17 protein-coding genes are annotated in these 14,004 nt (G+C 68.8%); 11 read left to right on the top strand and 6 right to left on the bottom strand.

Annotated features, from left to right (window positions below; genetic code table 11):
* Window positions 1-368, bottom strand: a 368-nt coding sequence (locus CA951_RS41525) for a carboxyl transferase domain-containing protein (RefSeq protein ID WP_306300879.1), incomplete at its 3' end; no start/stop codon positions are given.
* A gap of 116 nt (window positions 369-484) precedes the next feature.
* Here CA951_RS41525 and CA951_RS41520 point away from each other — a divergent pair.
* The 5 genes from CA951_RS41520 to CA951_RS41500 are packed head-to-tail and all read left to right on the top strand — an operon-like array spanning window position 485 to window position 4,543.
* On the top strand, window positions 485-1,333 hold the full coding sequence (locus CA951_RS41520) for a biotin--[acetyl-CoA-carboxylase] ligase (protein WP_087562389.1): 849 nt from the start codon (window positions 485-487) through the stop codon (window positions 1,331-1,333).
* Between the two features lie 16 nt (window positions 1,334-1,349).
* Window positions 1,350-1,907, top strand: coding sequence for an HdeD family acid-resistance protein (locus tag CA951_RS41515; RefSeq protein ID WP_087562386.1), 558 nt, complete (start codon window positions 1,350-1,352; stop codon window positions 1,905-1,907).
* Between the two features lie 15 nt (window positions 1,908-1,922).
* The gene (locus tag CA951_RS41510; RefSeq protein WP_087562385.1) at window positions 1,923-2,480 is read left to right on the top strand and encodes a PH domain-containing protein; all 558 of its coding nucleotides are present in this window, start codon (window positions 1,923-1,925) and stop codon (window positions 2,478-2,480) included.
* Window positions 2,481-2,519: 39 nt separating this feature from the next.
* Entirely contained in the window at window positions 2,520-3,200 is a 681-nt protein-coding gene (locus CA951_RS41505) for a response regulator transcription factor (protein WP_025432276.1), read from the top strand.
* An 8-nt stretch (window positions 3,201-3,208) separates the two neighbouring features.
* Window positions 3,209-4,543, top strand: a complete 1,335-nt coding sequence (locus CA951_RS41500; protein WP_087562384.1) for a HAMP domain-containing sensor histidine kinase — start codon at window positions 3,209-3,211, stop codon at window positions 4,541-4,543.
* Between the two features lie 3 nt (window positions 4,544-4,546).
* Here the strand turns inward: CA951_RS41500 and CA951_RS41495 are convergent, their stop codons facing one another.
* Window positions 4,547-5,092 (bottom strand): GtrA family protein, encoded by a 546-nt coding sequence (locus CA951_RS41495; RefSeq protein ID WP_087562383.1) that lies wholly within the window; start codon window positions 5,090-5,092, stop codon window positions 4,547-4,549.
* A 131-nt stretch (window positions 5,093-5,223) separates the two neighbouring features.
* Here CA951_RS41495 and CA951_RS41490 point away from each other — a divergent pair, with 131 nt between their 5' ends.
* Window positions 5,224-6,483, top strand: coding sequence for a 5-(carboxyamino)imidazole ribonucleotide synthase (locus CA951_RS41490; protein ID WP_087562382.1), 1,260 nt, complete (start codon window positions 5,224-5,226; stop codon window positions 6,481-6,483).
* Complete coding sequence (purE, locus tag CA951_RS41485; protein WP_072951207.1) at window positions 6,467-6,994, top strand: 5-(carboxyamino)imidazole ribonucleotide mutase; 528 nt, start codon at window positions 6,467-6,469, stop codon at window positions 6,992-6,994. The genes CA951_RS41490 and purE overlap by 17 nt, the downstream gene beginning before the upstream one ends.
* Window positions 6,995-7,069: 75 nt before the next feature.
* Here purE and CA951_RS41480 read toward each other — a convergent pair whose 3' ends face one another.
* Window positions 7,070-7,618: a hypothetical protein gene (locus CA951_RS41480; RefSeq protein WP_256974306.1), complete on the bottom strand. Its 549-nt coding sequence runs from the start codon at window positions 7,616-7,618 to the stop codon at window positions 7,070-7,072.
* A gap of 117 nt (window positions 7,619-7,735) precedes the next feature.
* On the opposite strand from CA951_RS41480, the gene CA951_RS41475 reads away from it, so the two are divergent.
* A complete protein-coding gene (locus CA951_RS41475) occupies window positions 7,736-8,116 on the top strand; it encodes a hypothetical protein (protein ID WP_087562380.1) in 381 nt (126 codons plus the stop codon).
* On the opposite strand, the gene CA951_RS41470 is transcribed toward CA951_RS41475, so the two are convergent.
* Window positions 8,101-8,820, bottom strand: a complete 720-nt coding sequence (locus CA951_RS41470) for a TIGR03089 family protein (protein WP_087562379.1) — start codon at window positions 8,818-8,820, stop codon at window positions 8,101-8,103. The genes CA951_RS41475 and CA951_RS41470 overlap by 16 nt on opposite strands.
* A gap of 23 nt (window positions 8,821-8,843) precedes the next feature.
* Window positions 8,844-10,322: an LCP family protein gene (locus tag CA951_RS41465; RefSeq protein WP_087562388.1), complete on the bottom strand. Its 1,479-nt coding sequence runs from the start codon at window positions 10,320-10,322 to the stop codon at window positions 8,844-8,846.
* A 122-nt stretch (window positions 10,323-10,444) separates the two neighbouring features.
* Between CA951_RS41465 and rfbD the strand changes: the two genes are divergently transcribed.
* The 3 genes from rfbD to CA951_RS41450 are packed head-to-tail and all read left to right on the top strand — an operon-like array spanning window position 10,445 to window position 13,296.
* Window positions 10,445-11,293 (top strand): dTDP-4-dehydrorhamnose reductase, encoded by an 849-nt coding sequence (gene rfbD, locus CA951_RS41460; RefSeq protein WP_087562387.1) that lies wholly within the window; start codon window positions 10,445-10,447, stop codon window positions 11,291-11,293.
* Between the two features lie 34 nt (window positions 11,294-11,327).
* Window positions 11,328-12,227, top strand: coding sequence for a glycosyltransferase family 2 protein (locus CA951_RS41455; protein ID WP_087562378.1), 900 nt, complete (start codon window positions 11,328-11,330; stop codon window positions 12,225-12,227).
* Window positions 12,217-13,296 (top strand): sugar phosphate nucleotidyltransferase, encoded by a 1,080-nt coding sequence (locus tag CA951_RS41450; RefSeq protein WP_087562377.1) that lies wholly within the window; start codon window positions 12,217-12,219, stop codon window positions 13,294-13,296. The genes CA951_RS41455 and CA951_RS41450 overlap by 11 nt, the downstream gene beginning before the upstream one ends.
* A gap of 14 nt (window positions 13,297-13,310) precedes the next feature.
* On the opposite strand, the gene CA951_RS41445 is transcribed toward CA951_RS41450, so the two are convergent.
* Window positions 13,311-13,859, bottom strand: a complete 549-nt coding sequence (locus tag CA951_RS41445; RefSeq protein ID WP_087562376.1) for an NUDIX hydrolase — start codon at window positions 13,857-13,859, stop codon at window positions 13,311-13,313.
* Window positions 13,860-14,004 lie beyond the last annotated feature (145 nt).

Genomic DNA, 14,004 nt, shown 5'->3' with positions numbered 1-14,004 from the left:
ATTTCGCCGAGGGAGCCGCCGAAGACGGTGGCGTCCTGGGAGAAGACGCACACGTCGCGGCCGTCGACGGTGCCGTAGCCGGTGACGACGCCATCGCCGACGGGGCGGTTGTCGGCGAGGCCGAAGTTCACGCTGCGGTGGCGGGCGAGGGCGTCGAGTTCGACGAAGGAGCCCTCGTCCAGCAGGGCGGTGATGCGTTCGCGGGCGGTGAGCTTGCCCTTGGCGTGCACCTTTTCGACCGCGGCTTCACCGCTCGGGTGCTGCGCCTCGGCCTGACGATTACGCAGGTCGGCGAGCTTTCCCGCCGTCGTGTGAATATCGGGCGTACTCGCCGACTCCGCCGCGCTCGGCTCCTGAACAGTGGTCATGACAGGTCAGCTTAACGAGCGGCGGCGAGCTTCTGCCAAGGGAGGTGGTCAGGCGGCGGGTTGCCCGGACCCGGCTACTGACCAGTACCTTTTCCTGTTCGTCCTAGGCTGTGGTGATGTGGACCGACCTGAACCGACCCCCTCTCAACGCCGACAATCTGCGGGCGGCGCTCGTCCGCGGTGACGACGACAGCGACACCCGCAAGTTCTGGTCGCGGCTCGACGTGGTGCAGGAGACCGGGTCCACCAACGCGGATCTTCTCGCGCGCGCCGCGACGTCGGACTGCGACCGGCACGTGCTGCTCGCCGAATTCCAGGGCAGCGGCCGGGGCCGCCACTCCCGCGCCTGGGTGAGCCCGCCGCAGGCGCAGATCGCGGTCTCGGCGTTGTTGACGATGCCGGGGATGCGCGTCCAGGACATGGGGTGGCTGCCGCTGCTGACCGGCGTCGCCGTCGTCGACGCGCTGCGCGCCACCGCCAAGGTGCCTGCGGAACTGAAGTGGCCCAACGATGTGCTCATCGACGGACGGAAAGTCGCCGGGATCCTCGCCGAGGTGTCCGCCACGGCACCGGATCCCGCGGTCGTCGTGGGGATCGGACTCAACGTGAGCCTCACCAGAGAGGAACTGCCCGTCGAGCACGCGACGTCGCTCGTCCTCGAAGGCGCCGAGGTCAGCGACCGCGACACCCTGGTTCGGGCGGTGCTGCGGGCCATCGCCGATCGCTGGCAGCAGTGGCACGACGCGAACTGGGACGTCACGGAACTCGCCGGGGCCTACCGAGAGCGCTGCGGCACGCTCGGCCAGCGGGTGCGCGCCGAACTGCCCGGCGGGCGTGAACTGATCGGCATCGCAACGGACGTCGACGCGGAGGGCCGGGTCGTGATCGCCCCCGACGGACAGCCCGGCACGGTCGCCGTCGCCGCAGGTGACATCACACATTTACGCCCGGTGCGCACCGAGTAGTGCCACACTGTGGTACATGAGTACCTCAATTCCGGAGTCCTCCGTCACCGCAGCCCGGCGCACGTTGACCGGGCTCACGGTGGTGCTCGGTCTGCTCACCCTGGGCCTGGGCATCGCCGTGCTCGTGTGGCCGCACGTGACCCTCACGGTGCTGGCCGTCCTGATCGCCATCCAGTTCTTCGGATTCGGGATCGTCCAGATCATCCGGGCGTTCGCCGACGTCGAGGCCAGTGGAGGCGCGCGCACCCTCGTGGGCGTATCCGGCGCCCTGGCAATACTTCTCGCGTTCCTCGTGCTGAGGAGCCCGCTCCAGACCGTTGTCATCATCGCGCTCATAATCGGTGCGTGGTGGGTGTTCCGGGGTGTCCTCGAAATCGTCGAGGGCGCCTCCGGTTCGGTCGCGAACCGTGGCCTCACCATCGTGCTCGGAGTGATCAGCGTCGTCGCCGGGGCGTTCGTGCTCCTGCAGCCCGAACTGTCGCTCGAGGTGTTCGTGATCGTGGTCGGCGTGTGGATGGTGCTGTACGGCCTCATCATCGTGATCACCCCGATCGTGCTCAGCCGCATGCGGTAGGGGCACACTCTTCGCATGGGATATCCGGAGGACGCGCTCGCCGAGGACGAGGAACTACTGCTTCACCGCCATCCGCACTGGAAGATGTTGCTGCTCCCCGCCGTCACCTTTCTGCTGGCGACGGCGGTCGCGGGTTTCGCGGCGGGTTTCGCCGAGAACAAGCTGGACGGCTCCGCGCTGAACGTCGTGCTCGTCGTCGTCCTCGTGCTGTGGCTGGGACTCGTCGGATGGCGCTGTGTCGCGCCGTTTCTCAGCTGGAAGTTCACCCACTTCATCGTCACCGACCGCCGCGTCCTCATCCGCCAGGGTGTGATGACGCACACGGGGATCGACATTCCGATGGGGCGCATCAGCAACGTGCAGTTCCGGCACGGCCTCCTCGACAGGATGCTCCGCACCGGAACGCTGGTCATCGTGTCGTCCTCCGACGATCCGCTGGAATTCGACGACATCCCCGACGTTCAGCGCGTCCACTCCCTGCTCTACCACCAGGTGTTCGACGCGATGGATCTCCACCGCGAACGCGAGCGGGAAGACCCGCGCGGCGACGCCGACACCGGCAAAGGCTGGTAACCGGTCACAGCCGTCTCCGCACCTCCGTACGCTGTGGAGGTGACTGCTGTATTGCTTGCCGAAGATGACGAAGCCATCGCCGCCCCGCTGTCGCGGGCACTGGGCCGGGAAGGATACGACGTCACCATCGAGCAGACCGGCCCGGCAGCGCTGGAGCAGGCGCTCGACGGGGCCTACGACCTGCTGATTCTGGACCTCGGACTCCCGGGGATGGACGGTCTCGAGGTGTGCAGGCAGGTGCGTGCCCACAGTTCGGAACTGGCGGTGCTCATGCTCACCGCGCGCACCGACGAGGTCGACTTCGTCGTCGGACTCGACGCCGGAGCCGACGACTACGTCGGGAAGCCGTTCCGGTTGGCGGAGTTGATGGCCCGGGTGCGTGCCCTGCTGCGTCGCCGCGGTGGCGGCGAGGATTCCGTCGTCGAGGTCGGGGGCATCCGGCTCGAGCCGGCGGCCCGCCGGGTGCTCGTGAACGGAACCGAGATCGCCCTCGCCAACAAGGAGTACGAGCTTCTGCGGGTGCTGCTCGAACACGCTGGACAGGTGGTGTCCCGGGACACCATCCTCGCGGAAGTGTGGGGCGACGTGGAACTGCGCGGCTCGAAGACCCTCGACATGCACATGTCGTGGCTTCGCCGGAAGATCGGTGACGAGGGCCCCGCCGCCGAACGTCGCATCGCGACGGTCCGCGGCGTCGGTTTCCGCATCAACACCGACTAGGCGGGGTAGTGCGCCGCAGAATTCTCCAGTCGATCCTCGCAGTCGTGATCCTGACGGCGCTGCTGCTCGGTGTGCCGCTGATCTACACGGCCTGGTTGTGGGTCGAGGACTTCAACCGGAGTGACCTGCAGGTCCGGCTGGATCGGATGGCGACGGAGATCATCACCCAGGAGGGCATCAACGGCGTCGTCGAGGGCAACCTCGACACGAACTCCCTGCGACTGCTGACGCCCGCCGGGGGCCGACTCGTCGTGGTGTACCCGACCACCGACGACGGCGCCGCACGTGTGGACATCGGCGAACCGGCCGTGCAGTCGCCGCTCGTGGAATCTCTCGCGATGGGCACGTCCGGTTCGCTCCGCCTCGAGGTGCCGTCCGACGAGATGCGCACCCAGCAACGCCAGGCCGTCGGTGCCGTCGCGCTGCTGGTGCTCGTGTCCATCGCCGCAGGCACCGTGGTGGCGTACGTCACGGCGAAGCGGCTCGCCGATCCGCTACGGGATGTCGCGAACCGGGCCGCCCGGCTCGCGGAGGGCGACTTCCGGCCGGACGTGCGGCGCCACGACATCCCCGAACTCGACCGCGTCTCCGACGTTCTCGATTCGGCGACCGTCGAGATCGCGGGACGGTTGCAGCGCGAGCACGCACTCGTCGCCGACGTCTCCCATCAGCTCCGCAGCCGACTTACGGCCGTCCGTCTCCGGCTGGACGAGCTGTCCGTGCACCCGGATCCGGCCGTTGTCGTCGAGGCCGACGAGGCCATGGCGCAGGTGGACCGGCTTACCGTCGCGATCGACGAACTGGTCCGCTCCTCCCGCAGCAGCGGCACCGAGACGCAGGTGTCGGTGATCCGGGAGCTCAGTGTGGTCATCGCGGACTGGAAACGGCCGTTCGAGGACGTCGACCGCCAGTTGCTGCTGCGCGGAGACACGAACGTGATGGCGTCGACCACCGGTTCCCGGCTCCGCGAGGCCGTGGCGGTCCTCGTCGACAATGCGCTCATGCACGGCGCGGGGACGTGCACGGTGTCGGTGCGTCTGATCCAGGGACAGAATCAGCGGGCGCCGGGCAAGGAACTGTCGCCGCGCGAGGCGATGGTGTGCGTGGAGGTGTCGGACGAGGGTGTCGGCGTCAGCAACGACCTCGCGCCGCACATCTTCGACCGCGGTTTCTCGGGGGCCGGTTCGACCGGTGTGGGCCTGGCGCTGGCCCGCGCGCTCATCGAGGCGGACGGTGGCCGGCTGGAACTGCAGCGTCGCCGTCCGGCCCTGTTCGCGATATTCGTCCCCATCGCCCGCGAGCACGTGCCGACACGGGTCACCGGGATCCGGGAACCGCGCTGACGGTCAGGGTTGGCCGATCTCTTCCTCGGCGGTCTCGTCGACGAGATCCGGGTCGATGAGATGCACGTTCTCGTCGGGGAAGGCGAACCGGCGCAGGGCCCAGAAGCGGAACACCATCTGCAGCAGGTTTCCGATGATGTAGTTGAGCACGAAGTCGACGACCACCAGGGTGGTCAGATTGTCCTGCGTCTCGCGGATGTCGAACACGTTGTTGGCGATCCACAGGGGCGCCGCGGCGAGGAGAACACCGACTCCACTGATCGTGAAGAACAGCAGAGCCTCGTGGTGGCGTTCCCGTCCGCCACGGTTCTTGAACGACCATTCGCGGTTGAGAATGTAACTCAGGACCGTCGCGAGAATTCCGGACAGAATCTTGGCGACCACCGGCTTCTCTTCGAGGATCGTGAGGCTCAGCGAATAGAAGATCGCGAGGTCGAAGATCATGGTGGTGCCGCCCACAATCGCGAACTTGATCAGTTCGTGATGGCGCAACGCGAGAGCCCGGAAAGGCTGGGGAACGCGTGCAAGGACGCCGTCGACAAATGACACAACGGATGAGTTTACGAAAGTCGGACCGGATACCACCAATTGGCGGCGAGATCATCAGGAGAATCACAGAAACTGGGGACCGGCGACCTCGGCGGCGGAACCCGGCACCGGACGTGACAAACTAGTGACCCGTGACCGGCAACTCTGACTCCACACCGCGTCCCACGACACCCCGCGATCTGACCGCCGGGCAACCCGTCGTGACGATGATCGGTGGCGGCCAACTCGCGCGAATGACCCACCAGGCCGCAATCGCGCTCGGCCAGACCCTGCGGGTGCTCTCCGGCACCGCCGACGAACCCGCAGCGCAGGTGAGCCCCGACGTCGTCCTCGGGAGCCACACCGACCTCGACGCGCTCCGCAGGGCCGCGGTCGGGTCACACGCCCTGACGTTCGACCACGAGCACGTGCCCACCGAGCACCTCGACCTCCTCGTCGCCGAGGGTGTCAACGTGCAGCCGCCGCCGACGGCGCTCATCTACGCGCAGGACAAACTCGCGATGCGCCGCAAGCTCGGCGAACTCGGCGCACCGGTCCCGGCGTTCGCCGAGGTGACCTGGGCCGAGGACGTCGTCAAGTTCGGCGCCGAACACGGCTGGCCCGTCGTCATCAAGGCCGTCCGCGGCGGATACGACGGCCGCGGCGTGTGGATCACCGACGATTCCGACGAGGCCGAGCGCATCGTCACCCAGCAACTCGACAAGGGTGTCTCCCTCCTGGTCGAGGAGAAGGTCGAGATGCGGCGTGAGCTGTCCGCGATGGTGGCGCGGTCACCGTTCGGTCAGGGCGCGACGTGGCCGGTGGTGGAGACCGTGCAACGCCACGGACAGTGCGCCGTGGTCCTCGCCCCCGCCCCCGCGCTGCCCGACTCGGTCGCCGAGGCCGCCGAGGAACTGGCGCTCCGCGTCGCGTCCGAACTCGGTGTGGTCGGAGCCATGGCCGTCGAACTGTTCGAGACCACCGACGGCACGCTCGTCGTCAACGAACTCGCGATGCGCCCGCACAACTCCGGCCACTGGACCATGGACGGCGCCCGCACGTCACAGTTCGAGCAGCACCTGCGCGCCGTCCTCGACTACCCGCTCGGCGACACCGCACCCCTCGCACCGATCACGGTGATGGCGAACGTGCTCGGCGCGCCGACCGCGCCCGAGATGAGCATGGACGAACGCGTCCACCACCTCTTCGCCCGGATGCCCGACGCGAAGATCCACCTGTACGGCAAGGGTGAACGTGAGGACCGGAAGATCGGTCACGTGAACATCGTCGGCGGGCCGGGCTCGATCGACGACCCCGAGTACGTGGCACGAGTCCGCGAGCGGGCCGAACGCGCCGCGCACTGGCTCTCGCACGCTGAATGGACCGACGGATGGGATGAACACGGTGAGTGACACGGCAGCACGGCAGGGCGCACAGGTCGGGCTCATCATGGGCAGCGACTCCGACTGGCCCACCATGGAGGCCGCCGCGGAGGCGCTCGCCGAATTCGGGGTGCGCTTCGAGGTAGGTGTCGTCTCCGCACACCGCACACCGCAGCGCATGCTCGACTACGCGAAGGACGCCGCAGGCCGCGGTATCCAGGTGATCATCGCCGGTGCCGGGGGCGCCGCCCACCTGCCGGGCATGGTCGCGTCGGCCACCCCGCTGCCCGTCATCGGTGTGCCCGTCCCGCTGAAGTACCTCGACGGCATGGACTCACTGCTCTCGATCGTGCAGATGCCTGCAGGCGTCCCCGTCGCGACCGTGTCCATCGGCGGCGCCCGCAACGCCGGCCTCCTCGCCGTCCGCATCCTCGGTGCCGCCGACCCCGCCCTGCAGCAGCAGATGGTCGCATTCCAGGACGGGCTCGAGAAGATGGTCCTGGGCAAGGATCAGGCCCTTCGCGACAAGCTGCTGGGCTGACGTCGTACTGAGCCGCCACTCTTCGCTCTCTCAGGGCCGGAACAGCCCTCGGAGGCCAACGAGTGGCGGCTAGGTTCACTTCGGGCGCCGACTGCGACGTCGTTTACGCACGGCGGCGATGATCTCGTCGGCAGGTTGGGCGCGAGTGCGAATCCGCGAAGGCTGAGCTCGCGGCCGAGTACGCGCTCGGGTTCCGACGCCGCGGAGGGAAGCGTGCCGCAGGAGCCGCTGCGCGGTGGGCGTCCCGTGCCGACCGCGGTGGGTGAGGCAGAGGTCACGGAACTCGTCGGGTTCGACGCTTCGATTCAGCTCGGCATCGACGAGTGATGCGACGTCTCGCTCGGGCATGACGACGGCGCAGTCGAAGAGCGCCTGGGCGGGGGACACCGCCGGAAGCAGAGTCACCGTCGACACTGAGTGCGGTGCGAGGTCGCGACGGTAGAGCCGCAGCCAGTCGGGTGGCGTCACGCGGTGCCCCCTCGGGATCGTGGCTTCGACGACCGTCGGTTCGGGCAACCACCCGTACAGCCAGGCCGCCGTGCGGCGACTCAGCACCGCGGCCGGCCGCCACGCGGACACCGCGGCGCACCGGTCGTACGTGTCGGGTTCCTCAAGGGAGTACACCGTGGGCAGCACACGGTGGTAGCGGCCACTCCGGCAGCGGGAGGCGATGGTGCTGCGCGGGATTCCCGCGGCGCGAGGTTGTGGATGAACCCTGCCGCGAGCGCTTATCCTGCGCACATGAAACGCAGCCACGGGGTCCCGATGATCCGCGCTTCGCGGGGGAATCCCCAGTCGGCGGCGATCACCCGGCTGGCGTTGGCGTATGCCCGGCTGTGGGGTGCGCGCATCACGTTCGACGACGAGTTCGGCCTGTTCGTGTGCAGCGGCATGCGCGGTGGGTACGCGCGCGGCGGGACGACCATCGGCGGTGCGTTTCTCACCGGCCGGGAACCGGCGAGATCGTTGCTGCGACACGAAGCGGTCCACGCCGACCAGTGGGCGACGTACGGGTGGACCTTCGCGCTGCGGTACCTGTTCGAGGAGTCGATGCGGCGCGGTGCCCGGAACAGGTTCGAGATCGCCGCGGGCCTCGCGGACGGCGGCTACCGGGACAGCTGACGGGTGATCTTCTCGGTGTCCACCCGTCGCGCCTGAGCCGCGGTGTCGGCGTTGGCGACCTGCACCAGTGACGCGCCGGCCGCGAAGACGGCCACCAGACCGTCGATCAGGGCGTCGGGGGAGTCCCACGCCTCGACGGACAGCACCCGGTCGGTGGCGGTGATCCGGTGCGTCTCTGCGGAGGCCAGTGCCGCGGCGAGAACGTCGTCGACGCTCTTGCCTGCGAGTGCGGGCCCGGCGACGGTCGGCCGGAACTGGTCGCCGTGAACGCGCACGGAGGTGGCGTAGTCGGTGATGCCGACAGGAAGGTCGGGGACGGGGCGGCCGAATGCGTCCAGCGACAGCGCCGCGACCTCCGGGACGTCCTCGACGTCGCCCAGGCGCTGCGGCGAGACGAGTGCGATCTCGGCGTCCGCATCGGGTTCGAGAACGACCTCGGCGCCGGCCCACCAGACGCCGAGGAGGACCGCGGCGGTCTGCCAGTGCGCGGGCAGGAGCACGGCGACGCGGGCACCGGGTTCGACGGCGAATTCGTCGCGCAGCAGGTTGGCGGTCTTGGCCGCCCAGTTGGCGAGGGTGAGCGCCGAGAGTTCGACCCGTTCGCCCGTCGCGTCGTCGTAGAACGTGACGCGCGGTCCGGCCGGGTCGTTCTTCAGGATCGGGTCGAGCAGGGCGTCGGTCAGCGTGCGGGACGCATGGTTCATGGACACAGTCCGTCTCTCGTTTTCTAGTTCACACAACGCGGGCCCGACGAGCCGGCATCGATGGGCGGGCCGGGCGGTGCCGGGGTGGGGGTGGTTCCTGCCGTGGACACGGGTTCGAGGCCGGTCTCGGAGGACTCGGACGACGAGGTGGTGCTGATGGTCTCGGCGGACGTCGGCCCCTGATAGTCACCGGACAGCACCACCCGGACCGAGCCTTCGGGAAGCGTCGGGTCCGTGTCGGTGGGGAGCCCGCCGAGTGCGGCCGCGACCGCCTTGGCGCTGTCGTCGTCCGCGGAATGCGCGAAGACGGTGGTCTCGCTCACCGCTTTGCCGGTGTAGTTACCGATCTCACCCTGGCCGTAGCCGAGCGACGTCAGGGCGTCGGCCACACCGTTCGCGAGACCCCCGACGTCGCTCGAGTTCGCGACGTCGACGGTGACGGTCGAGGTGTCGATGTCGGGCGTCTCGGACTTGGTGGTGGTGTCCTCCGAGTCGGCAGGCTCCTCGCCGACGAGACCGGCCACGTACTTCTTCACATCCTTCGGCTTGACCTCGACGATGGATTCGCCGTAGTCGGTCATGCCGTTGAGATCCGCGACCGGAATGGTCTCGAACTGCACCTTGCCGCCGGCGAGGTCCTGCAGTTGGGTGGCGAATTCGATGATGTCCCAATCGTCGTCGAGCACGACCGAACGTTGCACCGCGCCGCTGAGTTCGTTCAGCTTGCCCGGGTCGCTGAGGGTCTTCGCGGACAGCACCTTGCCGACGAGGGACGCCATGAACACCTGCTGGCGCACGATGCGGTCGAGGTCACCGCGGGGGAGGTCGTGGCGCTGGCGGACGAAGCTCAGTGCGTCCGCACCCTTCAGCGACTGCTCACCGGCGGGGAAGTGGGCGCCGGACATGTCCTCGTCCACCGGTTCGTTGAGGCAGACGTCGACGCCGCCGACCGCGTTGGTGAGGAGGACGAACCCGAGCAGCCCGACCTCGGCGTAGTGGTCGACGGTGATGCCGGTGAGGTCTGCCACCGATTGGATGATGGCCTCGCGGCCTGCCTTCGTCGACTCCTCCTCGGCCTCCTTGTCGGTGGCTCCGTCCTCGACGAGTTTCAGCCGCTCGGTCTCCTTGGTGGCGCCGTAGGCGGCGTTGATCTTCGACATGCCGATCCCCGGTACGTCGACGTAGGAGTCGCGGGGGATCGAGATGGCGGTGGCGGAACTGCCGTCGTTCGGAACGCGGATGAGGACGATGGTGTCGGTGTTGGACGCCACCTCCTCGCCGGCGCGCAGCGAGTCGAGTTCCTCCTGGGAGAGGGGGTTGCCGTGGGCGTCGGTGCGGCTGTCGGTGCCGACCATGAGGATGTCGACGGCGCCGTCGGCGCTTCCGCCGAGTCCGAGACCGCCCGCGGTTGCCAGATTGTTGCGCAGCGAGTCGATGCTCCGCCACGCGAATCCTGTGACGACGAGTGCGAGCACCGACAGCACCGCGACAGCGATGTGAATCGGCCGCCGAGCGGTGCTCGGGGGTGCGTCTGGTGCGGGTTGCTCGTGTGACACGGAAACCAGGCTACTGGTCGACGCGGCTGGAGCAGGGACGTGTGGATCGGCGTGCCAGACTGGGCGCCGTGACGAACATCCTTGTGACCGGCGCCCGGGGGCAGCTGGGTGGACACCTCCTCCGACGAGCCGAGGCCCGCGGGATTCCGGCCCGGGGTGTGGGCTCGGACGAGCTCGACATCACCGACCGCGACGCGGTGCTCGCCCAGGTCGAGCCCGGTTCGGTGGTGATCAACTGCGCCGCGTACACCGCGGTGGACGCGGCGGAGTCGGACGAGGACACCGCGCGGGCGGTGAACGAGGAAGGTCCTGCGAACCTGGCGGCGGCGTGCGCCCGGGTGGGTGCCCGGCTGATCCACGTCTCGACGGACTACGTGTTCGCCGGGGACGGCGACACGCCGTACGAGGTGGACGCCCCGACCGGTCCCGCGACCGCCTACGGACGTACCAAACTGGCCGGCGAGCGCGCCGTCCACGCGGCGCTTCCGTCCGCGCACGTGGTGCGAACCGCCTGGGTGTACAGCGGGGTGGGCTCCGACTTCGTCTCCACCATGCGCCGCCTCGAGCGTGAACGTGACACGGTCGACGTCGTGGACGACCAAGTGGGCTCGCCCACATTCGCCGGCGACCTGGCCGACGCGCTGCTCGAACTGGCCGGTCGCAGCGACATCGACGCACCGGTGCTGCACGCCACGAACTCGGGCCGGGCGAGTTGGTTCGACCTCGCGCGCGCCGTGTTCGAGGAGGCGGGTGCCGACCCGCAGCGCGTGCACCCGTGCACGAGTGCCCAGTTCGTGCGCCCCGCCCCGCGACCGGCGTACTCGGTGCTGTCCGGCCGCGCGTGGGCCGACGCCGGGCTGACCCCGTTGCGGCCGTGGCGAGACGCGTTGCGCGCCGCTCTGCATGCCGCGGTGTGAGAGGCACCCCCTTTCAACGGCTACGCTTGCCCGCGTGAGTTCGAAGCTGGCCGTGGTGACGGTGACCTATTCGCCAGGTGAGCATCTGGAGCAATTCCTGGGCACTCTCGCCGAGGCGACGAAAGAAGATCCGCAGGTCGTAATGGCCGACAACGGTTCGACGGACGGCGCCCCCGAGGCCGCGGACGAGGCGCACGAGCACGTGCGCCTGTTGCGCACCGGAGGGAACATCGGCTACGGCGGTGCCATCAACAGGGCTGTGGCGGAGATCGACGAGGACATCGAGTTCGTCGTCATCGCCAATCCGGATGTTCGCTGGGCGCCCGGATCGATCGACGTTCTCCTCGCGGCCGCCGAGCGCTGGCCACGGGCGGGGGCGCTCGGACCGCTCGTTCTGGAACCCGACGGAAGCATCTACCCGTCGGCGCGTCAGGTCCCCGACCTGGTGTCGGGAGCAGGGCATGCGGTGCTGGGCACGGTGTGGCCGTCCAACCCGTGGACGGCCGGCTACCGCCAGGAGAACGAGACCGTCAGCGAGCGGTCCGTCGGCTGGTTGTCCGGTTCGTGCCTGCTGATGCGTCGCGTCGCGTTCGACTCGATCAACGGCTTCGATTCCCGCTACTTCATGTACATGGAGGACGTCGACCTCGGCGACCGCCTGGGCAAGGCGGGATGGCTCAACGTTTACGTGCCCTCCGCAGAGGTCACTCACGCGAAGGGGCACGCCGCGGGCAAGCATCCGGAATTGATGCTGCCGGCGCACCATCAGAGTGCGTACCGGTTCCAGGCCGATCGCCATCCCCATTGGTGGCAGGCGCCGCTGCGGTGGGCACTTCGGGGAGGATTGGCGGTGCGGTCGAAGATCGCCGTGGCTGCCGCGGTCCGGGAACGACGCAGAAACCAGAACGAGGGGGGAACGACAGATGGCAATTGAGAAGACGACCGATGCCGTGGTGCTGGTCGGCGGTAAGGGAACGAGGCTTCGCCCGCTGACGTTGTCGGCGCCCAAGCCGATGCTGCCGACGGCGGGTCTGCCGTTCCTCCAGCATCTGCTGGCTCGGATCGAGGCTGCCGGGATCAAGCATGTCGTGCTCGGCACGTCCTTCAAGGCGGAGGTTTTCGAGGAGTACTTCGGGGACGGTTCCAAGCTGGGGCTCGAGATCGATTACGTCACCGAGACCGAACCGCTCGGCACCGGTGGCGGCATCCGCAACGTTCTGCCGAAGCTGCGCGGGGACCACGCGATGGTCTTCAACGGCGACGTCCTCGGCGGCACCGATCTGGGAGCGATCCTCGACACGCACCGCACCCGCGAGGCCGACGTCACCCTGCACCTCGTGCGGGTGGGCGATCCGCGGGCGTTCGGCTGTGTGCCCACCGATTCCGACGGCCGGGTGACCGCGTTCCTCGAGAAGACGCAGGATCCGCCGACCGACCAGATCAACGCCGGCTGCTACGTCTTCAAGCGCGAGATCATCGAACAGATCCCCGAGGGCCGTCCGGTGTCGGTGGAGCGTGAGGTGTTCCCGTCGCTGCTCGCCGGTGACGCCCGCGTCTACGGACACGTGGACTCGTCGTATTGGCGCGACATGGGCACTCCCGAGGACTTCGTGCGCGGTTCGGCGGATCTGGTGCGCGGCATCGCTCCCTCGCCGGCGCTCGACGGTCCCCGCGGCGAATCGCTCGTCCATCCGGGTGCGGGCGTCGCCCCCGGCGCACTGCTGATCGGCGGCACCGTCGTCGGCCGCGGCGCCGAGGTGGGTGCGGGCGCACGACTCGACGGTGCGGTGCTGTTCGACGGTGCCGTCGTCGAGGCCGGTGCGACCGTCGAACGGTCCATCATCGGATTCGGTGCGCGCATCGGTCCACGGGCCCTCGTGCGGGACGCGGTGATCGGTGACGGAGCCGATGTCGGTGCCCGGTGCGAGCTGCTGCGCGGGGCCCGGGTGTGGCCGGGCGTGACGCTGCCCGACGGCGGAGTGCGGTTCAGCACGGACGTGTGAGAGGTGCAGCGCTCCTAGCGCAGTCCGGCCAGGTGCACGAGGTGGTCGATCGTGGACTTCTCCGCGTTCGGCGGCAGTGCGTCCACCGGCCACCAGCGCAGATCCGTCGATTCGGAGCTACGCACGATGTGGGCGCCGGACCGCGCGCGGACCAGGAACCGGAGATCCAGGTGCCGGGTGGGCTGCCCGAGTGAGCACGTGATCGGATGGGTGTGCGCCGACAGCAGTTCGGGGTCGATCCGCAGGTCGGGAATCCCCGATTCCTCGCACGCCTCCCGCAGTGCGGCGTCGACGACGGTGTCGTCGGAAGGCTCACAGTGCCCACCCAATTGGATCCACCGGCCGACCCGGGGATGCAGGGTGAGCAGCACGTGACATCCTCCCTCGTCCAGGACGAGGGAGGACGCCGTGATGTGCCCGGGCGCATACTCACGCAGGCACCCGAGCGGCGCGGATGCGAGGAACGCAAGCATGGTGTGCCGCAACGATTCGTCGTTCTCATCGAGCGTCTTCCAGCCCTCGAGCGCGGCAGTGGCGGTGCGGTGCAGCGATTCGGCGCTCATCGTGTGTGGGTCATTTCTCGATGAGGGCGTCGCCGGGGTCGACGGGCCGGCGGGGTTCGAGTGGTTCGAGGGGGTAGCCGACGGCGATCGCGCCGAGCGGTTGCCAGTCGTCGGGCAGTCCGAGGACCCCGCGCACGGTGTCGGC

The organism is Rhodococcus sp. NCIMB 12038, from assembly GCF_002165735.1.
Lineage (GTDB): Bacteria > Actinomycetota > Actinomycetes > Mycobacteriales > Mycobacteriaceae > Rhodococcus_F.
The sequence above is the reverse complement of the archived record's forward strand: the minus strand, read 5'-3'. Positions and strand labels throughout refer to the sequence as shown.

Coding starts and splice junctions, on each gene's coding strand:
- CA951_RS41520 (WP_087562389.1), top strand. CDS start 485: ATGTGGACCGACCTGAACCGACCCCCTCTCAACGCCGACAATCTGCGG.
- purE (WP_072951207.1), top strand. CDS start 6,467: ATGAACACGGTGAGTGACACGGCAGCACGGCAGGGCGCACAGGTCGGG.
- CA951_RS41510 (WP_087562385.1), top strand. CDS start 1,923: ATGGGATATCCGGAGGACGCGCTCGCCGAGGACGAGGAACTACTGCTT.
- CA951_RS41515 (WP_087562386.1), top strand. CDS start 1,350: ATGAGTACCTCAATTCCGGAGTCCTCCGTCACCGCAGCCCGGCGCACG.
- CA951_RS41470 (WP_087562379.1), bottom strand. CDS start 8,820: ATGAACCATGCGTCCCGCACGCTGACCGACGCCCTGCTCGACCCGATC.
- CA951_RS41475 (WP_087562380.1), top strand. CDS start 7,736: ATGAAACGCAGCCACGGGGTCCCGATGATCCGCGCTTCGCGGGGGAAT.
- CA951_RS41445 (WP_087562376.1), bottom strand. CDS start 13,859: ATGAGCGCCGAATCGCTGCACCGCACCGCCACTGCCGCGCTCGAGGGC.
- CA951_RS41450 (WP_087562377.1), top strand. CDS start 12,217: ATGGCAATTGAGAAGACGACCGATGCCGTGGTGCTGGTCGGCGGTAAG.